Origin of the sequence: Streptomyces sp. WM4235 (assembly GCF_001279725.1) — a bacterium.
GTDB lineage: Bacteria > Actinomycetota > Actinomycetes > Streptomycetales > Streptomycetaceae > Streptomyces.
This window is the reverse complement of sequence record NZ_LGDE01000477.1, coordinates 1-18631: the sequence shown is the minus strand read 5'-3', so window position 1 is coordinate 18631 and position 18631 is coordinate 1. Positions and strand designations below refer to the sequence as shown.

Here is an 18631-nt window from a genome sequence, read left to right as displayed (position 1 = left end):
GGGTTGTACGTTCCGGCGGACGTGCTGGTCCCGGGCGCGATGATGTACCCGCCGTGGGCTCGGATGTCGACCTGCCAGGCGAGGGCCCTCTTGCCGGATCCCGTGGAGCACTGCCACCGACGTCCGTCGGTGGCCCGGTACCAGACGTGCATGCCGCCCGAGGGCGTCTGTACGCGAAGGGTCGACTCGTCGTCGGCGGGGGAGTTCTCGCCTCGGAGCGCCGCCAACACGGCCAGGGAGTGAAAGCCCGTTCGCAAGCCCCGCAGGTCGACGGCGTCACCGACGGGAATCCCGGGGAGGAGCCTGTCGCGGTGGGGGAGTTCGCTCTCGTGGGCGTCGATGTCGATGACGACGATGTCCGCCGGGCCGCAGGCGACGCCGACGCCCAGAGACGGGTTGGTGGTCCACCACTGTTCGATGCGGGAGTAGTCCAGGGTCGCGGCGTGGAAGCCGTGACACCAGCGACCGGCCGGCAGGCAGGGACAGTTGGTGTGGGTATGGCCTTGTTCGCCGCAGTCGCGGCAGTTGGCGGTGGGGGTCTTGCGACCGGGCGCCAGCGGGTGGACGGGCCAGCCATTGCTGGCGCACCACCGGGCCAGTCTCAGGCCGGCGACTGAGCGCTCAGGGGTGGGCTGCCCTGAGTCGCTGCGAGAAAACCGCAGCTCAGCGGGCATGCACTTCCTCTCACAGCGACTGAAGCGACTCAACAACGAACACAGCCTAGCGAAGTCGGTGGGGAAGCGGGCGCAGCGTGTCGCGGCTATCTGGCTCGGCGTGTCGCTTCACGACCACGGGGCCTCTCGCCAGCGACTGAAGCGAAGGACGGAGCGACCCAACGGTTTCAGTCGCTTGAGTCGCTCTCAGAAGAGTCCCAGGTCACAGGCCTGGAGCAGCACCAACAGCGACTGAAGCGACTGAAGCCCCCTATATATGACGCACACGCGCACACACGAATGTCCTCATATACCTGAAGTTGAGTCGCTTCAGTCGCTGATTGGGTGAGTGAAGGTGCTCTGACCTGCGGCTTTCTGGAGCGACTGAAGCCAGCGACTGAACTTTCCCCGGGTCGCTGCCCGTGGGGAGGCCGACTCCGGGGCGATCCTGCGGTCCGGGGCTTCGATCGGACCGTCATGGAACGGCAGGTGAACGGAATTTGACATTCCAGTCCCTTCAGTCCCTCCGGTCCCTCATTTCCTCCCAGGGGGAACGCTCTGACCTGCGTCGTTGAAGGCTGTACTGCCCAGGGACCGAACGCGCCCAGGGAATGGACTCGGCCTCGGAGGCGCGCGGACAGTCCCTACGTCCCTCGGGCGCACCCGGCCCTGTCCTGGACGCGGGAACCCGCCAGGAGCCAGGTCCGGCGTGAGGACTCCGCCGGCCGTGCTCATCGGGACGCCCCTGTTTCAGGTTGCCCGGGACTTGTGACCGTCGGTCAGTCCCCCCTCGAAGGACCCCTGAAGCGCCCTGTGGGCTCCTCGGGGCCCTTGGGCGCGCTTGTGGGCTCCTCGGCCGGTCGGATGTCGGCGGGGGCTCAGAGGGGCCTTCCAGGGCTCTGGATCCCTGGTGGGGTCCGAGCGCCGAGGAGCCGGGTGTGCTCAGGGTCTGACGGACGGTCCGGCGGAGGGCCTGGGGGAGCCCCCGGGAGGGATCCGGGGAGCGCACCCCCTCCCTCGGTACCCGCTCCCCCCGAACAGGTACTGAACGCCGGTTGGATCCCTTCGGTCCCTGTTGCTTCAGTCACTGCATAAACCTGCTGGTCAGCGGCCTCACCCTCATCGTTCAGGGACTGGAGGGACTCAATTTCGCAGTTATGAGCCACCCAGGAATACGGGAACCGCTTTCTTACGCCTGCGCATACACACACACGCATGAGAAGTGGAAGTACCAACTTTGAGTCCCTTCAGTCCCTTCGAGCAGATCCCAACCTCTCTGACCTGCGACTTTTCCCAGGGACTGAACAGGTAGGGACTGAACCGGAGTCGAAGCGCTTCAGTACCTGACGCCGACTCGATCCGCTCGGGAGGACACGGCGGAACCGGCTGAGCCGGGAGGGACTGACGGACGAGGCCCCACCGGAGCTTGACTGGAGGATGGAACGAGCCGTGAGCCCGAACCCCTCGGCGAACACCTGCGACACGCCCGGGAGTCGCTCAGCTTCGGAGCAGGATTTTTTCAGGACGAACCTGCCTAAAACTCCAGGTACCGAGGGACTGAAGGGACTGAACTCTCAATACAGCGGCAAAATCAACCTGAGTCTCCCCAGACTCTGGGGTAACCTCCGCGATAGTGAATCTTCAGTCCCTCTGGTCCCTGAACTGCAGGTGAGAACGCACTTCAGGGACCGGCACGGGGACAGCAGCAACCGTTCCTCACATCGCGTCAAGGAAGAGCCAGTGCCCGTCCATTCCGAGAACCCGCCACAAGAGGTGCGCGGCGGGACAGCACTGGACGTGGCGCTGTGGATGGCCCTGAGGGGCTACCCGGTGCACCCTCTGGCCCCGGGGACCAAGACACCGGCCCCCAACTGCCCGGACTGCCGAACAGCCCGACACGCGCCTCAGGACTGCCCCTGCCGCTCCCGGGGAGGTTGGTGCCACGGTTTCCACGCGGCGACCACGGACCCCGACACGGTGCGCCGGTGGTGGGAGACCGACCCGGAACCCGGCATCGGAGTCTCCTGTGGACCCGCGGGGCTGGTCGTCGTCGACGTCGACGCCCACGGGGCGACGATCCCGGACCGAGGGAGACTGCTGCCGGGCATCCCCATCGACGACCGTGTCGACCTGACCGGGCTGGAGAGCGGATACGACACCCTGGCGCTCCTGGCCGCGTACAGGTCCGCGCCCAACCCCTGTGAGGACACGTCGACGTTGCGTGTCCGTACGCCCTCCGGAGGGATGCACATCTGGTACCGGGCAGCCCAGGACGGCCCCCGCTTCCGCTGCTCCAGCGGATCGAGTTCCAGGGTGGCGCTCGCCTGGCAGGTCGACGTCCGCGCCGTCGGCGGCTACATCGTCGCCCCCTCGACGCGTACCACCGCCGGAGTCTACGAACCGCTGCCCGGAGCCCGCGTGCCGGCGGCCCTGCCGCTGTGGCTCACCGCCGAACTCGTCCGAACCGGTCACTGCGTGGAGGCTCCACCCGTTCCGCAGAAGCCCCCCGTGTCCCGGGCGAAGGCCACAGCCTCCCGCGGTCACCGACAGGACGGACAGCGCGTGCTGGCCTCCCTCCTCGACGAGGTCCGCTCCTGCGGAGCGAGCCGTGAGGGAACGGCCTTCAGCGAGAAACTCAACCGGGCCGCGTTCACCGCCGGAGGACTGGCGGCGGCCGGGCACCTCACCGAGGCGGAGGCCCGACGCTCGCTCCTCGAAGCCGCGGAGCACGCCCGGCCCCACCAGCCACGCCGCATCGCACTCATCGTCGAAACAGGGCTGCGCGCCGGAAGCGATCGACCGATCCACCCCAAGGGACGTCCATGAGCAGCGCTGGAAGCACGGGGTTCAACGCCCAGGCAGCGGCGGAACAGCTCGCCGCGTTCACCACGGACACCGCCACGCCGGGCCGACGCCTGCCCGCTCAGCAGAGCGGAGCTCCCGGCGCGGGCGCCGACTTCATCCAAGCGGGTCTCCTGCACAACCTCACCGACCGCGGCAACGCCAAACTCTTCGCCTACCTCCACCACAACCGTTTCCGGCACGTCGAAGGCCTGGGTTGGTACGTCTGGGACGAGTACCGGTGGAAGCGCACCGGCGGCGAGAAGGCCGCGATCTGGGCGGCCGGGGACATGGCGGAGGACCTGCCCGCGCACGACCCCCGCGGCGTGTTCACCGATCGGGAACTGGCCCAGCACCGCAAGCGCACCATGTCGACCTCGGGTGTGAAGGCCATGCTCACGCAGGCCAAGGCCTCGCCCGAACTCGCCCTGGACCCGGACACCCTGGACGGCGACAAGTACGCGCTGTGCACGCCCGCCGGCGTCGTGGACCTTCGTACCGGCGACCTGCACAAGCCCAACCCGACCCGCGACCTGCACTCCCGCGCCACCCACCTGGCGCCCGAGGCCATGCCCACGCCCCGGTTCCACACCTTCCTCAAGCAGACCTTCGGCGACGACGACAAGGGCAAGGAGATGATCCACTTCCTTCATCTCCTGCTCGGCTACTCCATCACCGGTGACGTCGGCGGGCAGGTGCTGCCCTTCCTCTACGGAGTCGGTGCGAACGGCAAGTCGGCCCTGCTCGACGTCGTCATCAAGATCCTCGGCGACTACGCGGACGTGGCGCCGCCCGGCTTCCTGATGGAACGCGGCAAGTTCAACGAGCACTCCACCGAGCTGACCGAACTCCACGGGCGGCGGCTGTTCGTGTGCAGTGAACTCAAGCCGCACGACAAGTTCGACGAGGCGCGTGTCAAACTCCTCACCGGTGGGGATCGCCTCAAGGCCCGCCGCATGCGGCAGGACTTCTTCAGCTTCGAGCCCACCCACAAGCTGTGGCTCCTGGGCAACCACCGCCCGGAGGTGGGCACCGGAGGCCATGCCTTCTGGCGCCGGATCCGGCTCATCCCCTTCGAGAAGGTCGTTCCCGACCATCGGAAGATCGACAACCTGGCGGAGGCGCTCGTGCAGGAGGAGGGACCGGGGATCCTCCACTGGATGATCCAGGGGGCCAAGGCCTACCTCGCCGGCAAACCGCCCCTGACCGGCCCCAACGTCGTGCGCGCGGCCACCCAGGCCTACGCCACGACCGAGGACCACATCGGGCGGTTCCTCCTGGAGTGCTGCACCACCGGCGCGCACCTCGCCGAGCCCCGTGACCTCAAGGTGGAGCAGGGAGCCCTCTACCGCGCCTACAGTGCCTGGTGCCTTGATGGGGAGGGCCTGCGCCCCGCCACCACGCGGGCGTTCGCGACACGCATCCGAGCCGAGGCGGGCGTCGCCTCGCCCAACGAGATGCTCCGTTCGAACGGTCAGAAGTTCTACCCGGGGCTCGCCCTCCTGGCCGACGAGGAGCAGGTTCCGCGTGACGCGATCAGGGCAAGCACGACGTGACTGGCCGACGTGTGCCGCCGCCTCGGGACGGGCACCCCTACGATGGACAAGGACGATGAACACACCCACCCACCGACGGAGACCCTCGCGGTCCTGTCGCATATCGGCATCGGCGCCGCGAGCGGCGCGGAGAGACCAGGGGCCCGGAGGGCCGACGTGAACGAGGAAGGACTCAGGCCATGAGCTCGCTACTGACAGCCAGCGATCTCGCCCACGAGGTCAACGTGGTGTGGCTGGAGGACCCTGAAGAGCTCGACTACGTCCGACAGGCCCTGGACAAGACCCCCCGCCGTCGGGGAAAGCCGCGCTACCACCGTGACGGACGCATGATCGGTTTCACCGAACTCGGCGAGACGGCGGAAGCCGACCCGGACAGCGGCCTGCAGAAGCGGCGTGTGTTCTACCTCCTGCCGCACGACCGGGACGCCGAGCCCGAGGGTCTCTATCGGGAAGGCGCTCCGGGCGAGGCCGTCGACCCGCGCACGATCGAGCCCAGGCAGGTGGGAAGGAAGACCGAACGCTCACAGCGAGGACTCTCCGCACCCACCGTTGCCTGACTTCGGTCCCTCCGGTCCGTCTCCCTTGGCGGGAATCCTGTCTCACCTGCCGGCGTGGAACGCTCTGACCTGAGGCTTCTCGGGGGCCACGTCCGTGTCTCGCCCAGGAGACGCTTGGCTGAAACACGTTGAAGTCAATGGCGAATTTCAGTCCCTTCAGTCCCTTGGGACCCTGCGGAGCGGAATCGTCGGGAAGGCGACATCGACGCAGTCGATGTCGGTGAACTCGACCAGGAGGCTGGTGGTGCGGGCGCCACTGCCCTTGAGGTAGACCTCCTGGAGGCCTTCGGCGGCGATGGCGCGCAGTTGCGCCTCGGAGGCTCCGGTGTCCTGCCGTGGAGATGACCGCCGCGCGGATGTCGGGACGCCAGGTGGGGCGTTCCAGGGGTCCTGTTCCTCGTCGCCCGTGTTCGGGTCCGTGCCGGGGTGGGAGTGGGGGCTCGGCGTTAACGGCGTTAACGCCGTTAATGGGTGAGGCGGGGCCGGGGTCGGCGCGCCGGCCCCGGCGGCTGGGGGAGTGGGCGGAGCCGGAGGGTCGTTAACGGCGTTAACGCCGTTAACGGGGTGGAGGGCGGCGAGGTGCGGCCGGTTTTCCCAGGAGGTCACCGCACCAGCCGAGGTGAATCGCACCTTGGAACGCACACGAAACGCACGTGGGGGCGGCAACGGCATTAACGGCGTTAACGCCGTTGACGTCGCCGGCGCCCCCGGCGTGGGCGCGGCATCAGATACGGGTCATCAGCAGCTCCGTGACGGCCTTGAGGTCGTCGGGTGTGAGGTGGGCGGTGAGGGCGTCCGCGATGGTCTCCGGGGACTGCGTGGAGATCGTGATGCGGGGGGAGCCGGCGACGGAGACGGGTGCTGCCGGCGCTGCCGGTACTGAGGGGGGCTTGACGGCGTTAACGGCGTTAACGCCGTTAACGGGAGTGGGGGTCGCACGGGTGCGCTGGCGCGGGGGATTGACGGCGCTGACGGCGTCGTTCGCCGCCGCTGCCTGCTCCTCCTGGGGGAGGCGGCCGATACGGCGGGCCGGTTCCACCTTGAGCTCGCCGGTCTCCACCTTCTCCTGGAGGGTGGGCGTGAGGTTCAGCAGCGTCAGGCGCTGGGAGACCCAGGCCGGAGTCTTGCCGAGCCGCTTGGCCACCTGGGCCTGCGAACCGTGGACGTCGACGAGCTCTTGGAGCGCGCGGGCCTGGTCCATGGGCGCCACGTCGACCCGGTGGACGTTGGCGATCAGTGCGGATTCGAGGATGTCCGCCGCCGACGCGGACAGGGCGTCGTTGACGTGGATGTGCATGGTCTTGAGGCCGGCCAACTGCGCGGCCGCGAGTCGCCGGTTCCCGTCGATCACCACGTACGGGGCACGGCCGAGGCCATCGGTCTGGCCCGGGTGGGCCTCCATGAACGCCATGCGGGTGGCGACCGCGAGGGGCTGGAGTTGGCCGCGGGAGACCAGGGACTGGGCCAGCTCGTCCAGCTCGGTCAGGTCCTCGCGGAGGTTGAACGGGTTGTGCGCCAGCGCCTCGATGGGCACCTCGGAGGGCGGCACGACCCCGGAGGTGGGGGCGCCCGTCGCCTCCGCGATTGCGGCGCGACGGGAGCTGACACCGGCAGGCTGGGCTCGGGCGAAGGATGCCGAGACTCCGAGTTTGTCGGCCTTGCTCATGAGATCTCCCTGGCGAGCGCGCGCAGGGCGACCGCCTGGTCGCCCTTGGGGGCGTAGACGAACAGCGGCTGCTTGACCCGTACGGCCTCGCGCTGTTCCTTGAGGTCGGGGACGATGGCGACGACCCGCGGATCCTTTATGTCCATCCAGGCCTGGAGGGACGAGGTCGCGATGTAGCCGCGGCGGCCGTCGTAGAGGTTCACGACGAGACCGAGGTAGTCGATGTCGAGGCTGAGGTCGTCGCGCAGATCGTTGATCTGCGAGGTGAGCAGGTCGTAGGCGTCGGCCGAGGAGTCCTCCGCCTGTACGACGATCAGGGCGCCGGAGGCTCCGGGCTGTTCGGCGTCGCGTCGTCGCCCGTAGTAGATGGCGGCGTCCATGCTGAGGCCGAGGCTCGGGGGGCAGTCGATGAGGATGACGTCGTAATCGGACTCGACGGGGGCGAGGGCGCGCTCAAGGGCGGCCTCGCGGGCGCGGACGGTGGAGAGGCGCACGTCGAGGAGGAAGGCGTCGGTGCAGGCGGGGAGGATGTGCAGTCGGTCGCCGAAACGCTCGTCCGGGATGGGGACGATCAGGTCGGCGAGCGGGCCCTTGGCCTCGCCGGCCATGTGGCAGGTCAGGCTGTCCCCGCCGATGGGGAGCGGCTGTCGACCGAGCTGCTTGGTGAGGTGGCCCTGAGGGTCGAAGTCCACGAGCAGGACGCGCATGCCCAGGCCCGGGAGGTCTTCCAGGTCGAGGGGGGTGGTCGGCAGTGGCTGCTGCTCCTCGTACGTGGCCCCGCCGTCGACCTGGACCGGGGAGCGACGGGCCAGTTGGCGGGCGACGCGGACCGGGTGGAGGGTGGCGGGGTCCTCGGCGAGGGCTTCTGCCGTGCCGGCGGTGACGGCGGTCTTGCCGACGCCGCCCTTCTGGTTGCAGACGACGATGCGTCGTACGACGGAGGGCCGCTTCACCGTCGGAGCCGGGTTCATCTCCAGCCAGAGCCGGACGGCTTGGGCGAGACCCTGGATGAGGGAGACGCCGCGGTGCTTGGAGTCGGTACGGAAGGACTCCCACTGGCCGGCGGGCAGCCAGGTGGAGAACGACTCGGCACCGGAGGTGTCGACGGGGGACGGTGCCGAGGCGAGGGCGCTCCAGTGGGCGATGCCCTGGTGGACCGCGTCCTGGATGTCGACCCGCAGTTGAGCGGTGCGGATCTTCAATTCCTGGCGCAGCCACGGCGGGAGCTTGGAGACGACCTTCTCTCGGTCGCTCTGGGAGGAGGGTGAAGTCATGAGAGGGACTTTACTAACGTTTCAGGGTGTTCGTGAGCGCCACGCTTGGGTTTTGCTAACGAAACGCTACGCAGAAGTGCTTTTCAGGCCCGGGTACGTGACAGGGCGGCCTCGCACACGCCGTGGCGAGCACCCCCGTGGTTCACCACGGCGCGTGCGAGGCCGCCCTGGATACGCAGTCAGCCGACCTGATCCGCAGGGGAGTCCGGGTTCGGAAGACCGAGTTGGGCCCGGCACTCGGGCGAGCCTGCCGGGTCGAATGCCGAAATGCGGTGCGCGGGCGTGATGCCGGGGAGGAGGAACCTCCACAGGTCGGCGATCCGGGCGTGGAGGTCCTCACGGGTGGTGCGGACGTACGAGGTGACCTGGATGCCGGTGAACGAGCCGATGAGAAGGGTTGAGAGATCGGTGACGTCCAGCGCGGGGAGTACGTCGCCCGCCTGCTGGGCCGGCGTCAGCAGGGTGTGGGCGGTGTTCATCCACGTGTTGTACGGCGTCGAGTCCGGGTGGGTGAACGAACCGAACTCGATGACCAGGCGGATGCCCGCCCGGATGCGGACGTTGGTGCGCAGGCCGTGTGCCATCTGGTGCGTTACGTCGATGGCGGTCTGGAGGCCGGGGTTCTCGATGGCCGGGAGGTCGTCGGACACCCGGAACTGTTCGTCCATCAGCGTGCGGGCGAGGGCTTCCTTCGACTGGAAGTGGAAGTAAAGGGCGCCCTTGGTGACTCCGGCGTGCTTGACGACGTCACTGAGGCTGGTGCCGTGGAAGCCGGCGTCGTCGAACGCGATGGCCGCGCCGTCGAGGATCGCCTGCCGGGTGACCTCGGCGCGTTCCTGTCTGACCCTGGCCACGTATGTCTCCTGATGCTGTCCGGCTGTCCGGCTGTCCGGCTGTCCGGCTGTCCGGCTGTCCGGCTGTCCGGCCGTCCGGCCGTCCGTCCGATCGTGCTGCTGCTGCTGCTGCTGTGGTGGTGGTGCGGGTGGTGCTGTTCGGCCAATCTAGCGGGATGGGAGCAAAGAAAACCAGTCGACAAGTACTTTTCCGCGGAGCGGGGTGACGGTCTGTGCGGTCTTGATACGGTTCCGCGCGGCTCTCTTCGAAGGAGTGCAGAGGGCGGGGACCGTTAACGGCGTTAACGCCGTTAACGCCGTTAAGTGGAGTGAGGCCTTCCGGCGATCAGGGCGTGTGCGCGCTCGCCCCGGTATGCGCGGGGTACTCCGGGAGCGCGAGCGTGCTGACCTTCTGGCCCTGCTTCAGCATCCAGGCCAGACAGCGGGGTCGGCTGAGGACGGTGTTGCGTAGGCGCAATCCGAGTCGGGTGGCGGGGGCCAGGAAGGGGCCCGTACGGTCACCACCACGTTGGCAGTTCTCGGCGTACGGGCGGACCAGGGACTCGTAGCGGGCGAACGCGGCTCGGTGGTTTCCGGGGGTGCGGGCGAGTTCGGAGGCCAGGACGTACGCGGCCACGATCCCGGTGCCGGTGCCCATTCCGCCGATCGTCGCCCCGCAGGCGGCGTCTCCCACGAGGGCCACCCTGCCGGCGGACCAGGTGTCGACGTCGGCCCGGCTGATGGAGTCGAAGTACAGGTCCGGGACTTCGTGGAGGGTGGCGAGGAGCTCGCGGGTCTTCCAGGGGAGGGGACTGAAGGCGCGGGTGATGTGTTCCTTCTGGGCGTGGTGGTCGTGGCGGTCGTACGACACGGCCGGCGAGGCGAAGACGAAGAAGGCGCGGTCGGCGGTCGCGGACGCCAGCCGGCCCGGAGCGTTGTAGCCGGTGCTGCCGGGGCGGGGGAGGTCCAGGTGGGTCGGGAGGGACCAGGAGGCGGCGTGGTAGCCGAGGTGTGTGACGTACTGCTCCTCCGGGCCGAAGGCGAGGCGGCGGATGTGGGAGTGCAGGCCGTCGGCGCCGATGACGAGGTCGAAGGTGCGGGGCGGGGAGTGGCGGAAGGTGACCTGCACACCGGTGGCGGTCTCGGTGAGGCCGGTTACGGAGTCGCCGAAGACGTACTCGGTGGTGGGGCGTGAGGCTTCGTACAGCACGCGCGAGAGGTCCCCGCGGAGCACCTCGATGTCCCCGCCGGCGAACTCCGCGGGGAGGCGGAGGAGTTCGTTGTCGTCCGGGTCGACGAAGGTCATGGGGCTGCCGCCGGTCTGGATGCGACGGAGCGTGTCGAGGATGCCCATGCGTTCCAGGACGGTGAGATGGGTGTCGCCGCGGAAGTCGACGGCCTGGCCACCCGCGCGGAGAGCCGGGGCGATCTCGACGACCGTGGGGCGGAAGCCGTGGCGGCCCAGCCAATAGGCGAGGGCGGGTCCGGCGATGCTCGCGCCCGAGATGAGGACTGTCATGGGGGGCTGCGGGTGTCGGGACATGCGATCTCCTTGGGCGCGCACACTACTGCGTCCGGCGGACGCAGTTCGTTCCGTGTACGGTAGACGCAGTTTTCGTGCGAGCGCAAGGAGATGACGATGTCCGGCGAAGAATGGGGCGCGGCGCTGCGATTGCTGTGGGGGCCGCCGGCCCGGCCGGCGCGCGGGCCGAAGCGCGGCCTCACACTGGAGGGCATCGCGGGGGCGGGCGTGGGCATCGCCGACACACAGGGGCTGGGCGGCGTGTCGATGCAGCTGGTGGCCGGCGAACTGGGGGTCACCAAGATGGCCCTCTACCGGTACGTGCCGGGGAAGTCGGAGCTGGTCGCGCTGATGGTGGAGTCGGCGATGCCGGAACCGGTTCTGCTGGACGAGGCATTGGCGGGCGCCGACGGATGGCGGGGCAGGCTCGGGGTCTGGGCACGGGGCCTGCTCGCCGGATTCCGGGAACATCCGTGGTTGCTGGAGGCGACCGTGGGGGCGCGGGTGATGGGGCCGAAGGAGATCGGCTGGATGGAACGGGCCCTCGTGGCGCTCGACGGGTGCGGGCTGAGTGGGGCCGAGGCCATGGACACGGTGGTGTTGGTGACGGGGCACGTACGAGGGATCGCCGAGCAGGAGCGGGCCGCGAGGGGCGGGGCGCGTGGTCCGGGTGTAACGAGTGGTCCGGGTGCGGCGAGTGGTCCGGATGCGGAGCTCGGGAGGGTGCTGGGTGAGGTGATGCGCGAGCACGGGGAGCGGTACCCGGCGTTGCGTGCCGTCCTGGCCTCGGTCGCGGAGCACGGGGGGCAGGACCAGGCGCTGGAGTTCGGGCTGGAGCGGATCTTCGACGGTGTGGGCTTGTTGGTGGAGCGGCGGACCCGGGGCTGAGGCGGGCAGGGCTGGTCGCGGGGAGCGAGCGCGGCGCCTTCGCCCGGGAGCGGAGACGCTGTCGACCGAAGGCGGCGTTAACGGCGTTAACGCCGTTAACGTTCCTGAGGGTCCTTCCCGGAGCGCGTTGGCGTGTCGGACGCGCAAGGCGGACGGTGGTCCGGGTGTTCGGGAGGGGCATCAGGTGATGCCGCCAAGGGGGCGGGTCGTTAACGCCGTTAACGACCCGCCCCCGCCGGGGCACGGTCGTACAGAAGAGGACCAGCTCACTGGTCGTGCCGCGCACGGAGACGCCGGCTGCTGCCGGGCCCTCGTCGGCGGCGGTGGCTCGTGTCGTGCCGAGCGTCGCTTCGGGTGTCGCGCCGGGCGCGGGGAGACGGGTGAAGCGTGCGCCGTCACGTCGACCGTGAGGCGCCAGGAGTGCCCCTCGGTGGCGTGGAAGTCGAAGGCGGTGGGCGTGTGCGGCCAGCGCTCGACGTCGCGCAGCAGGTGGACAGGAACTCCTCGACACCGTCGATTGCCGCCTCGTCCGGCAGCGTCCGGCAGCGACTGCGGGGCGCCTGCGGTGACCTGAGCATCGTAGGTGTGCACCGCGATTTCCTGGAGCCGGTGCCGGGCGACGGCACCGCAGGTCAGCGGCGACTGCGACGTACCCCACCAGGTCCGGCAACCACGATCCGGGCCTGCCTTCCGCAGCGCGTCCAGCAGTTCCGAGTCGAGGCGGCCGACCAGGCGGCGGTGCTTCGCGTTCCCGAGGTACGGCCGGGGATACCTCAGTTGAGGACTTGGTCGCGGCGGCAGGTCCTGCGGCGATGGTGGTGGCCCAGGAGTGGCGCCCCTCGCCCGGGTACGCACCAGAACGGACAACTTCCACTCGGGGCAGGTCGGTACGCACCCGCATATCGGGGTCGGGCGCGGAGGCAATCGCGGCACGGAAGGCGGTCGATCGTTCGTCGATCAGCCGCAGTGGTTCGGGGTACTCCAGAGTCTTCTGTTCCACTCCGGCTGTCCATCACCGTGCTCAGGCAACCGACAGCGACCTTCATGGCTGACGGGGCGGGCCCCTGGGCACGAGCGACGCCCCCACGTCCTGCGATCACATCCTGTAGACCCCGCGCCAAGTCCACCCCGCGTCGAGGACGGTCGTACGCAGCGGGTTCTTAAGGTCCCGGGAGTCGAAGCTGAAGGTCTCGACCCTGTGCCTGCGACCGTCGGGTCCCTTCTCCATGGTCCATTCCTTGTGGATGCCGCGGATCGGCCCGCGGCCGTGCGCGCGCGCCACGGTCCGGCCGGGCGGGTGGCCCGCCCGGGTCACCTCGAACTGCTCGTCCATGGCCCGGACCACTCGCTCGCGCGGGCACAGGCGCATCCAGATCTTGAGGGTCCGCTCGACCTGGCTGCGGGTCGCACCGGAGCCCGACGACGGCTTCAGGTATCGCCATTGCGCCAGCAGGTCCGCGCCTTCCGCACCCGTCTCGTGGATGCTGAACGGTACGCCCGTACCGTTCAGCGCGAGCAGCGCGGCCCGTAGTTCCTGGGTGGGAAGCGCCCTGGTGCCCGCATCCGAATGTCGGGTACCCATCCATCTGTCCCACAGACGTCCCACCGCTACGCCGCCTTCCCGGTGCCCGCACGCACACTCCGGAGGAACTCCTGAAAGTCGCCCAGGACGCGGTCGTGTTGGGCGGCCGTCGCGGTCAGGACGAGCCGGATGACCGCGCGCTTGCGCGGTTCCTCGGTATCGATGACGGACAGGTAAACCTGGGACTGGACGAGATCGCGGTGCACATCACCGGTGACCACCGAGAAGACCAGCCGCTGGGTCAGTGCGGGGACGCCGGCGCTGTCGAACTCGCGCCGGTCCGCGACCGTCAGCGACTCGGCGGTCTCGCCCAGGCGCTCCGCGGACTCGGAGGCCAGTTCGGTCAGCGTCTCGACCTCCGGCGGGTAGCCGCCTTCGATGGTGATGTTGGCAGCGAACCCGGCGTCCGGCCTCGGGTGCAGGGCCGCGAACGCGACGCCCGGGTCATCGCCCTTCGTGCGTGCGGGGAGCCAGCCCTCGGGAAGGCGAAACTCGATGGGGATGGGCAGCGAGGTGGGCATTCAGATCCGTCCTTCCATGGAGCAGTACATCAGTCCGCCAGCCAGTCGACGAAGTCGCCGGCCTTGTCGCCCACATACCCGGCAGCGTTGCCCACCTTGTCGGCAGCAGCAACGGCGGCTTCGGAGAACTTGTCCGGATCGAACGTGATCTCCAGTCCCACCGCCCCTCCGAGACCCGGGGAGAGGCCCGCTTCTCCGCCGAGCTTGTACACGCCGGTCACTTCGTCTCTCTTGTAACCGAACCAGCCCGCCGCGCCGGGTCCGGCCCACCCCTCGCCGGTCAAGCCCACCCCGATCCCGGCTGCCTCCGCGCCTCCGGCGACGGATGCCTTGGCGCCGGCAAGACCCTTGAAGCCGATGGTCACCTCCTCATTGGTGGCCTTGGCGTTGATGGCACCTTCGACGCCGGCGAAGCCCTCCAGCCGCCCGTAGCCGCCCACCATCCCGTACTCGGCCCGTCCTTCGACCAAGGAACGCAAGCCAGCGGAGGCCTCGGCCTTGCCGACGAAGCCCTTGTCGGTGATGCCCAGGTTCCCGGTGGCCCTTGCCCCCGCGTAGATGTCGTCGACTCCTGAAAGAGTGAGTCGCCCGTGCGTCTCCTCGCCCTTCGCGGTCGCGTGGAAGAGGTCGGCGGACGCCTTGAACGAGCCCTCCTTGCCGTACTTGACACCGCTGGTGACGAAGTCGGCGTTGGGCCCGGTCACCGTGACACCGTCGGTCTTCGTCGCGGCCTTGTCGTCGGCGACCGGCAGGGTGCGCGGCGCCTTTGCCAGGTCGCCCTCGGCGTGTGCGTTGAATCCGGTGAAGGTCGCGTCCTTGCCGCTGCCCTGGCCGAAGGCGTCCTTGTTGCTGTCGGTCACGGCGGCGCTCAGGGCCGCCTTGACGTGCTCGTCGGTCTCGGAGACGGCCTTCACCCGGTCGTCGATGTGCTTCTGCCACGTGTTGACGGCCACGCGGACCGAGGACTGGTAGTCCGGGTCGTGGTGGTAGGCGTTGCGCTCACCCTCGGTGAGTTTGGAGATGTCGAAGGTCACGCGACCCTGCTCCGAGACAGCCATACCGGCGGCCATCGCGTCGTCGCGCGCGCTCTCCAGCTTCCGCTTGAGGTCGGTGAAGCACGCGTGGGCATCCGTCAGCAGGCCGGCGATGGCCTTGGCCTGGGTCTGGGCGGCCGCGTACTCGTACCGGGTCGCCGCGAAGTTGGTCTGCGCCGCCCCGGCGCTGAGCCCGGCCCAGTTCTGGCCCAGGGTGATCCTCTGGACGGACTCGCCGTACCGGGTCTCGACCTTCTTGAACTCGCCCGCGATCGACTCCCATCCAGTGGCGGCCGTCGTCAGCAGACCCAGGTCGGTGGTCATGACTTCGTGGTAGGTCGGCACCGTGTCTCCTCAGAGACCGTTCAGCTTCGATGTCGAAGCACGGAAGTCGGCACCCAGACCGGTGTCATTGCGCACGAAGAGGCCCGAAGCCCCGCGCAGCGCGTTCTTCTCGCCGTCCAGACGGGCCATCAGGGATTTCACCTGACGCTCCCACGTCTCTGCGACGGTCTTGATCCCCGCCGCCGTCTCCCATCCGCCGAAGCCGTTGCCCGCGGATGTCGTGGCCTCGTCCGCGTGCTCCGAAGCCTTCTGCGTGTTCGGCTGGAGTTCGGTCTCGATCGTGTCGGCCGCGGCTTTCTTCTCCGCGGGTGTCGAGGCGAAGTCCTGGTCTCCGCCCGGAGCCAGTGGCCCGGGCCCGCTGTTCAGCCGTAACTGCACGTGGGGCGCTGTGACATTCCCGCCCCCGTGTTCCTGCTCCCCGCCTGATTCATCTGGCATGCTGCGCCTCCCCCATCGGCAGGTTCTGATCTTATGCATGCAATGCACATGATCCGGGTGGAGGGGCCGAGGGGAAGCTCAAGTTCTTTGCAGGCGTGCCTCGTTGTCCGAGGAAGACTGGCCGGATCTCACCCCCGCCGTGAGAGCGGCCCGCGCGGCGAGGGGGAACCCGGGCCGTGAGGGTGGTCGGAGCAAGAGACGGTTAGCGCCGCCGGCCCGTTCGGCCCGTTCGGGTCGCCTGGGCCGTGGCCCAGGCCACCCGGAGGAAGAACGCGATGCCGACGAGCCCGAGGAGTGCGCCCAGGAGGGAGCAGGCCACGACGACACCGGTCCCGGCGTTCAGGATCCGAGGCACCGCGTTGAACAGGGAGGGAAGCCAGAAGCCGATCATTGCCAGTGCCAGCCACCGGGGTTCGACGACGCGTGTGCGGACCCAGGCCGGCGCGTGTCCGGTCAGAATGAGCAGCGGCAGCGGTAGTAGGACCAGCGTGGCGATGACCAGCCCCACGGCGTGGAACAGCGCGTTCCCGTTCATTGGTCCCTCTCTCCGGTGTCGGTCATGCGGGAGACGGCTCCCGTACGCAGACCATGGTGCGGTACGCGCGTGACCATCTGGACGCCCAGCCCCGGGTTCGGCCGGATGCGACGCCGACGCCGGGCGGCGGGCGATCACCTCAGCGGGTGGTCCAGCCGCCGTCCACGGAGAGGGTGGTGCCGACCACGAACGAGGCGCGGTCGCTGCAGAGCCAGGCCGCGGCCTCCGCGATTTCCTGGGGCTCCGCGATGCGGGGCAGCGGCGCCGAGTTCAGGAGCATCTGTTCCACCTCGGGGTTCTGCTGGAGCCAGGTGTCGATCATCTCGCTGCGGGTGGACCCGGGTGCGATGGCGTTGATGCGGATGCCGTGCGGCGCGTACTCGCACGCGGCTGCCTTGGTCATGCCGACGACCGCGTGCTTCGAGGCGACGTAGGGGGCGGCGACGGGGGTGGCGACGAGGCCTGCGGTGCTGCTGTTGTTGACGATGGAGCCGCCGCCGGTGGTCAGCATGGCGCGGATCTCGTGGCGCATGCAGTTCCAGACCCCGCGGACGTTGGTGTCCATGATGGTGTCGTAGACGTCCTCGTCGAGTACGTGCATGGGCGCCGGAAGCGCGCCGACACCCGCGTTGTTGAAGGCGGCATCCAGCCGGCCGAACGAGGTGACGGCAGCCTCGACGGCGCGTGCCACCTCCTGGGAATCACGGACGTCGGCGACCACGTACTGGACCTGGTGGCCGGCGGCGCGCAGTTCGTCGGTGAGCGTGGCCAGCGGTTCCTCGCGGCGGGACACGAGGGTCACGGAAGCGCCCTCACGACAGAACACCCGGGCGGCGGCTGCTCCGATACCGGCGCTCGCTCCCGTGATCAGTGCTGATTTCCCAGCCAAAAACCGACTGCTGTCGTCCCCCGTCATCACGTCGCGACCGTAGCACGGTGAGGGATGCCGGAAGGCGGGCGGAGGGCAGGTAGCACGAACCTGTCATGACCACCGATTGTGCTGGTTGGAGGCTTGCGAAGGTCGGGTCGGCGCACGGGGTCGCGAGTGCCCTGTTCGGAGGGCGGGCGCGGGCGCTCCAGTCGGCCGGAGGTGTTCACTCCGGTACGAGTCCGGCCAACCTCCAGTGCACCCGCCGACCGTGGCACCAAGATCTCGTGGCCCTTTGTGTAAATCGAGGGTGCGATGAATGCGGCGAGTGCGGTGTGTGGAGCCTCCATGATCAAGAAGGAGCGTGCGGCTCGCACGCGCGAAACGTTGGTGCGTGCTGCCGCGCAGGTCTTCGCGGAGGAGGGGTTCGCGGCGGCGTTGGTCTCGGCGATCAGTCGCCGGGCCGGGGTGACCGCCGGTGGCCTGCACTTCCACTTCGCGAGCAAGACGGAGATCGCCCGGGCCGTCGAGGAACGGGCGGCGGACGCGGTCGCCCGGATCACCGACGCGGAGCGGTCGGTGGGCCATCCGGTGCGGGTGTTGGTCGATTCGACGGCCGAGCTGATGGAACTGCTCGCGCAGGATGTCGTGGTGCGGGCCGGCTTCGCGCTGTCGGCCGACTCCTCCCACGAGAGTCGGGTGGACCTGCGCGGGCAGTGGCGGCTGTGGGTGGAGGAGTTGCTGGCGGCGGCGGAGCGGGGCGGGATGCTCGCGGAGGGTGTGTCCTCGCACGACGCGGCGCGGGCGGTGGTGGCCTCGACCGTCGGGCTGGAGGTGTTGAGCGCGGCCGAGCCGGAGTGGGTGGCGCCGCAGACCCTCGCGCGGATCTGGGGGTTGGTTCTGCCGCGGTTGCTGGCGGGTGAGGGACTGGAAGCAGACTAAACGGTCTGTTTGATGGCCCGCTTGGGAGGTGTTCGTTGCCTCGGGCGGTCGCGATCGAGGGGCGGACGCTCCTGGTCTGCTCTTGGAGGTCCCATGAACTCGCAGGTCAAATAGGACTCTTGACTGAAACTCGGGCGCCGCCGGCCTAAAGCTGGGGCGGTGCGAAGTTCATTGACAAACCGTCGGTCCTGTTTTTTACTGACTCTTGCGACTCATCCAAGGACAGGGGAGTACGACGTGGACATCGATGTACTGGGCGCACTGGACGTGCGGGAGAACGGGATCTCCATCACGCCGACCGCCCCCAAGCCCCGGCAGGTCCTGGCCCTCTTGGCCCTCCATGCCGACCAGGTGGTGCCCGTATCGGCACTGATCGAGGAGCTGTGGGGCGGCCTGCCGCCGCGCAGCGCCCGCACGACGCTGCAGACCTACGTACTGCAGTTGCGCGCCCTGATCGCGACCGCCCTGGAAGGGAGCGACACCTCACGGTCTCCGAAGGATGTGTTGGTGACGTTGCCGGGGGGTTATTTGTTGTGTGGTGGTGGTGGGAGGAGTGATGTGCGGGAGTTTGAGCGG

General features: G+C 68.9%; 18 protein-coding genes. 6 read left to right on the top strand and 12 right to left on the bottom strand.

The window, feature by feature from the left end:
* Positions 1-674, bottom strand: a 674-nt coding sequence (locus tag ADK55_RS35350; RefSeq protein WP_199826715.1) for a bifunctional DNA primase/polymerase, incomplete at its 3' end; no start/stop codon positions are given.
* A 1776-nt stretch (positions 675-2450) separates the two neighbouring features.
* Here ADK55_RS35350 and ADK55_RS35345 point away from each other — a divergent pair.
* The 3 genes from ADK55_RS35345 to ADK55_RS35335 all read left to right on the top strand — a co-directional run bounded on the left by ADK55_RS35345 (position 2451) and on the right by ADK55_RS35335 (position 5607).
* Positions 2451-3479 carry a bifunctional DNA primase/polymerase gene (locus ADK55_RS35345; RefSeq protein WP_063839701.1) on the top strand — a complete coding sequence of 343 codons (1029 nt, stop codon included), beginning with the start codon at positions 2451-2453 and terminating at the stop codon, positions 3477-3479.
* The gene (locus ADK55_RS35340; RefSeq protein WP_053685109.1) at positions 3476-5050 is read left to right on the top strand and encodes a DNA primase family protein; all 1575 of its coding nucleotides are present in this window, start codon (positions 3476-3478) and stop codon (positions 5048-5050) included. The genes ADK55_RS35345 and ADK55_RS35340 overlap by 4 nt, the downstream gene beginning before the upstream one ends.
* A gap of 179 nt (positions 5051-5229) precedes the next feature.
* Positions 5230-5607 carry a DUF6009 family protein gene (locus ADK55_RS35335; protein WP_053685107.1) on the top strand — a complete coding sequence of 126 codons (378 nt, stop codon included), beginning with the start codon at positions 5230-5232 and terminating at the stop codon, positions 5605-5607.
* A gap of 724 nt (positions 5608-6331) precedes the next feature.
* Here the strand turns inward: ADK55_RS35335 and ADK55_RS35330 are convergent.
* The 4 genes from ADK55_RS35330 to ADK55_RS35315 form a co-directional block, all read right to left on the bottom strand.
* Positions 6332-7273 carry a ParB/RepB/Spo0J family partition protein gene (locus ADK55_RS35330; RefSeq protein WP_053685105.1) on the bottom strand — a complete coding sequence of 314 codons (942 nt, stop codon included), beginning with the start codon at positions 7271-7273 and terminating at the stop codon, positions 6332-6334.
* Positions 7270-8547 (bottom strand): ParA family protein, encoded by a 1278-nt coding sequence (locus tag ADK55_RS35325; protein WP_053685102.1) that lies wholly within the window; start codon positions 8545-8547, stop codon positions 7270-7272. Before ADK55_RS35325 ends, ADK55_RS35330 begins: the two co-directional genes overlap by 4 nt.
* Before the next feature lie 179 nt (positions 8548-8726).
* Positions 8727-9401 (bottom strand): ScbR family autoregulator-binding transcription factor, encoded by a 675-nt coding sequence (locus tag ADK55_RS35320; RefSeq protein ID WP_053685100.1) that lies wholly within the window; start codon positions 9399-9401, stop codon positions 8727-8729.
* 325 nt (positions 9402-9726) lie between these two features.
* Positions 9727-10923 carry an FAD-dependent monooxygenase gene (locus ADK55_RS35315; protein ID WP_053685093.1) on the bottom strand — a complete coding sequence of 399 codons (1197 nt, stop codon included), beginning with the start codon at positions 10921-10923 and terminating at the stop codon, positions 9727-9729.
* Positions 10924-11019: 96 nt separating this feature from the next.
* On the opposite strand from ADK55_RS35315, the gene ADK55_RS35310 reads away from it, so the two are divergent.
* Positions 11020-11790: a TetR/AcrR family transcriptional regulator gene (locus tag ADK55_RS35310; protein WP_053685091.1), complete on the top strand. Its 771-nt coding sequence runs from the start codon at positions 11020-11022 to the stop codon at positions 11788-11790.
* Between the two features lie 180 nt (positions 11791-11970).
* On the opposite strand, the gene ADK55_RS37290 is transcribed toward ADK55_RS35310, so the two are convergent.
* From ADK55_RS37290 to ADK55_RS35280, 7 genes are all read right to left on the bottom strand, one after another.
* On the bottom strand, positions 11971-12645 hold the full coding sequence (locus ADK55_RS37290; RefSeq protein WP_234350381.1) for a maleylpyruvate isomerase N-terminal domain-containing protein: 675 nt from the start codon (positions 12643-12645) through the stop codon (positions 11971-11973).
* Between the two features lie 241 nt (positions 12646-12886).
* Positions 12887-13372: a hypothetical protein gene (locus ADK55_RS35305; RefSeq protein ID WP_053685089.1), complete on the bottom strand. Its 486-nt coding sequence runs from the start codon at positions 13370-13372 to the stop codon at positions 12887-12889.
* 26 nt (positions 13373-13398) lie between these two features.
* Positions 13399-13893, bottom strand: coding sequence for a hypothetical protein (locus ADK55_RS35300; RefSeq protein WP_053685087.1), 495 nt, complete (start codon positions 13891-13893; stop codon positions 13399-13401).
* A 29-nt stretch (positions 13894-13922) separates the two neighbouring features.
* Entirely contained in the window at positions 13923-15251 is a 1329-nt protein-coding gene (locus tag ADK55_RS35295; RefSeq protein ID WP_063839702.1) for a hypothetical protein, read from the bottom strand.
* Positions 15252-15281: 30 nt separating this feature from the next.
* Positions 15282-15650, bottom strand: a complete 369-nt coding sequence (locus tag ADK55_RS35290) for a hypothetical protein (RefSeq protein WP_053685083.1) — start codon at positions 15648-15650, stop codon at positions 15282-15284.
* 262 nt (positions 15651-15912) lie between these two features.
* Positions 15913-16245: a hypothetical protein gene (locus ADK55_RS35285; protein ID WP_053685081.1), complete on the bottom strand. Its 333-nt coding sequence runs from the start codon at positions 16243-16245 to the stop codon at positions 15913-15915.
* 139 nt (positions 16246-16384) lie between these two features.
* The gene (locus ADK55_RS35280; protein ID WP_053685079.1) at positions 16385-17161 is read right to left on the bottom strand and encodes an SDR family NAD(P)-dependent oxidoreductase; all 777 of its coding nucleotides are present in this window, start codon (positions 17159-17161) and stop codon (positions 16385-16387) included.
* Positions 17162-17461: 300 nt separating this feature from the next.
* Between ADK55_RS35280 and ADK55_RS35275 the strand changes: the two genes are divergently transcribed.
* Together ADK55_RS35275 and ADK55_RS35270 are read left to right on the top strand one after the other, a co-directional pair.
* Positions 17462-18055 carry a ScbR family autoregulator-binding transcription factor gene (locus tag ADK55_RS35275; protein ID WP_053685077.1) on the top strand — a complete coding sequence of 198 codons (594 nt, stop codon included), beginning with the start codon at positions 17462-17464 and terminating at the stop codon, positions 18053-18055.
* A gap of 237 nt (positions 18056-18292) precedes the next feature.
* On the top strand, positions 18293-18631 hold a 339-nt coding region (locus ADK55_RS35270; RefSeq protein ID WP_199826714.1), incomplete at its 3' end, for an AfsR/SARP family transcriptional regulator.

Excerpts from the sequence above, each read along its gene's own strand:
- ADK55_RS35340 (WP_053685109.1), top strand. The coding sequence starts at position 3,476 with ATGAGCAGCGCTGGAAGCACGGGGTTCAACGCCCAGGCAGCGGCGGAA.
- ADK55_RS35335 (WP_053685107.1), top strand. The coding sequence starts at position 5,230 with ATGAGCTCGCTACTGACAGCCAGCGATCTCGCCCACGAGGTCAACGTG.
- ADK55_RS35330 (WP_053685105.1), bottom strand. The coding sequence starts at position 7,273 with ATGAGCAAGGCCGACAAACTCGGAGTCTCGGCATCCTTCGCCCGAGCC.
- ADK55_RS35325 (WP_053685102.1), bottom strand. The coding sequence starts at position 8,547 with ATGACTTCACCCTCCTCCCAGAGCGACCGAGAGAAGGTCGTCTCCAAG.
- ADK55_RS35315 (WP_053685093.1), bottom strand. The coding sequence starts at position 10,923 with ATGTCCCGACACCCGCAGCCCCCCATGACAGTCCTCATCTCGGGCGCG.
- ADK55_RS35310 (WP_053685091.1), top strand. The coding sequence starts at position 11,020 with ATGTCCGGCGAAGAATGGGGCGCGGCGCTGCGATTGCTGTGGGGGCCG.
- ADK55_RS35305 (WP_053685089.1), bottom strand. The coding sequence starts at position 13,372 with ATGGGTACCCGACATTCGGATGCGGGCACCAGGGCGCTTCCCACCCAG.
- ADK55_RS35300 (WP_053685087.1), bottom strand. The coding sequence starts at position 13,893 with ATGCCCACCTCGCTGCCCATCCCCATCGAGTTTCGCCTTCCCGAGGGC.
- ADK55_RS35295 (WP_063839702.1), bottom strand. The coding sequence starts at position 15,251 with ATGACCACCGACCTGGGTCTGCTGACGACGGCCGCCACTGGATGGGAG.
- ADK55_RS35285 (WP_053685081.1), bottom strand. The coding sequence starts at position 16,245 with ATGAACGGGAACGCGCTGTTCCACGCCGTGGGGCTGGTCATCGCCACG.
- ADK55_RS35280 (WP_053685079.1), bottom strand. The coding sequence starts at position 17,161 with ATGACGGGGGACGACAGCAGTCGGTTTTTGGCTGGGAAATCAGCACTG.
- ADK55_RS35275 (WP_053685077.1), top strand. The coding sequence starts at position 17,462 with ATGATCAAGAAGGAGCGTGCGGCTCGCACGCGCGAAACGTTGGTGCGT.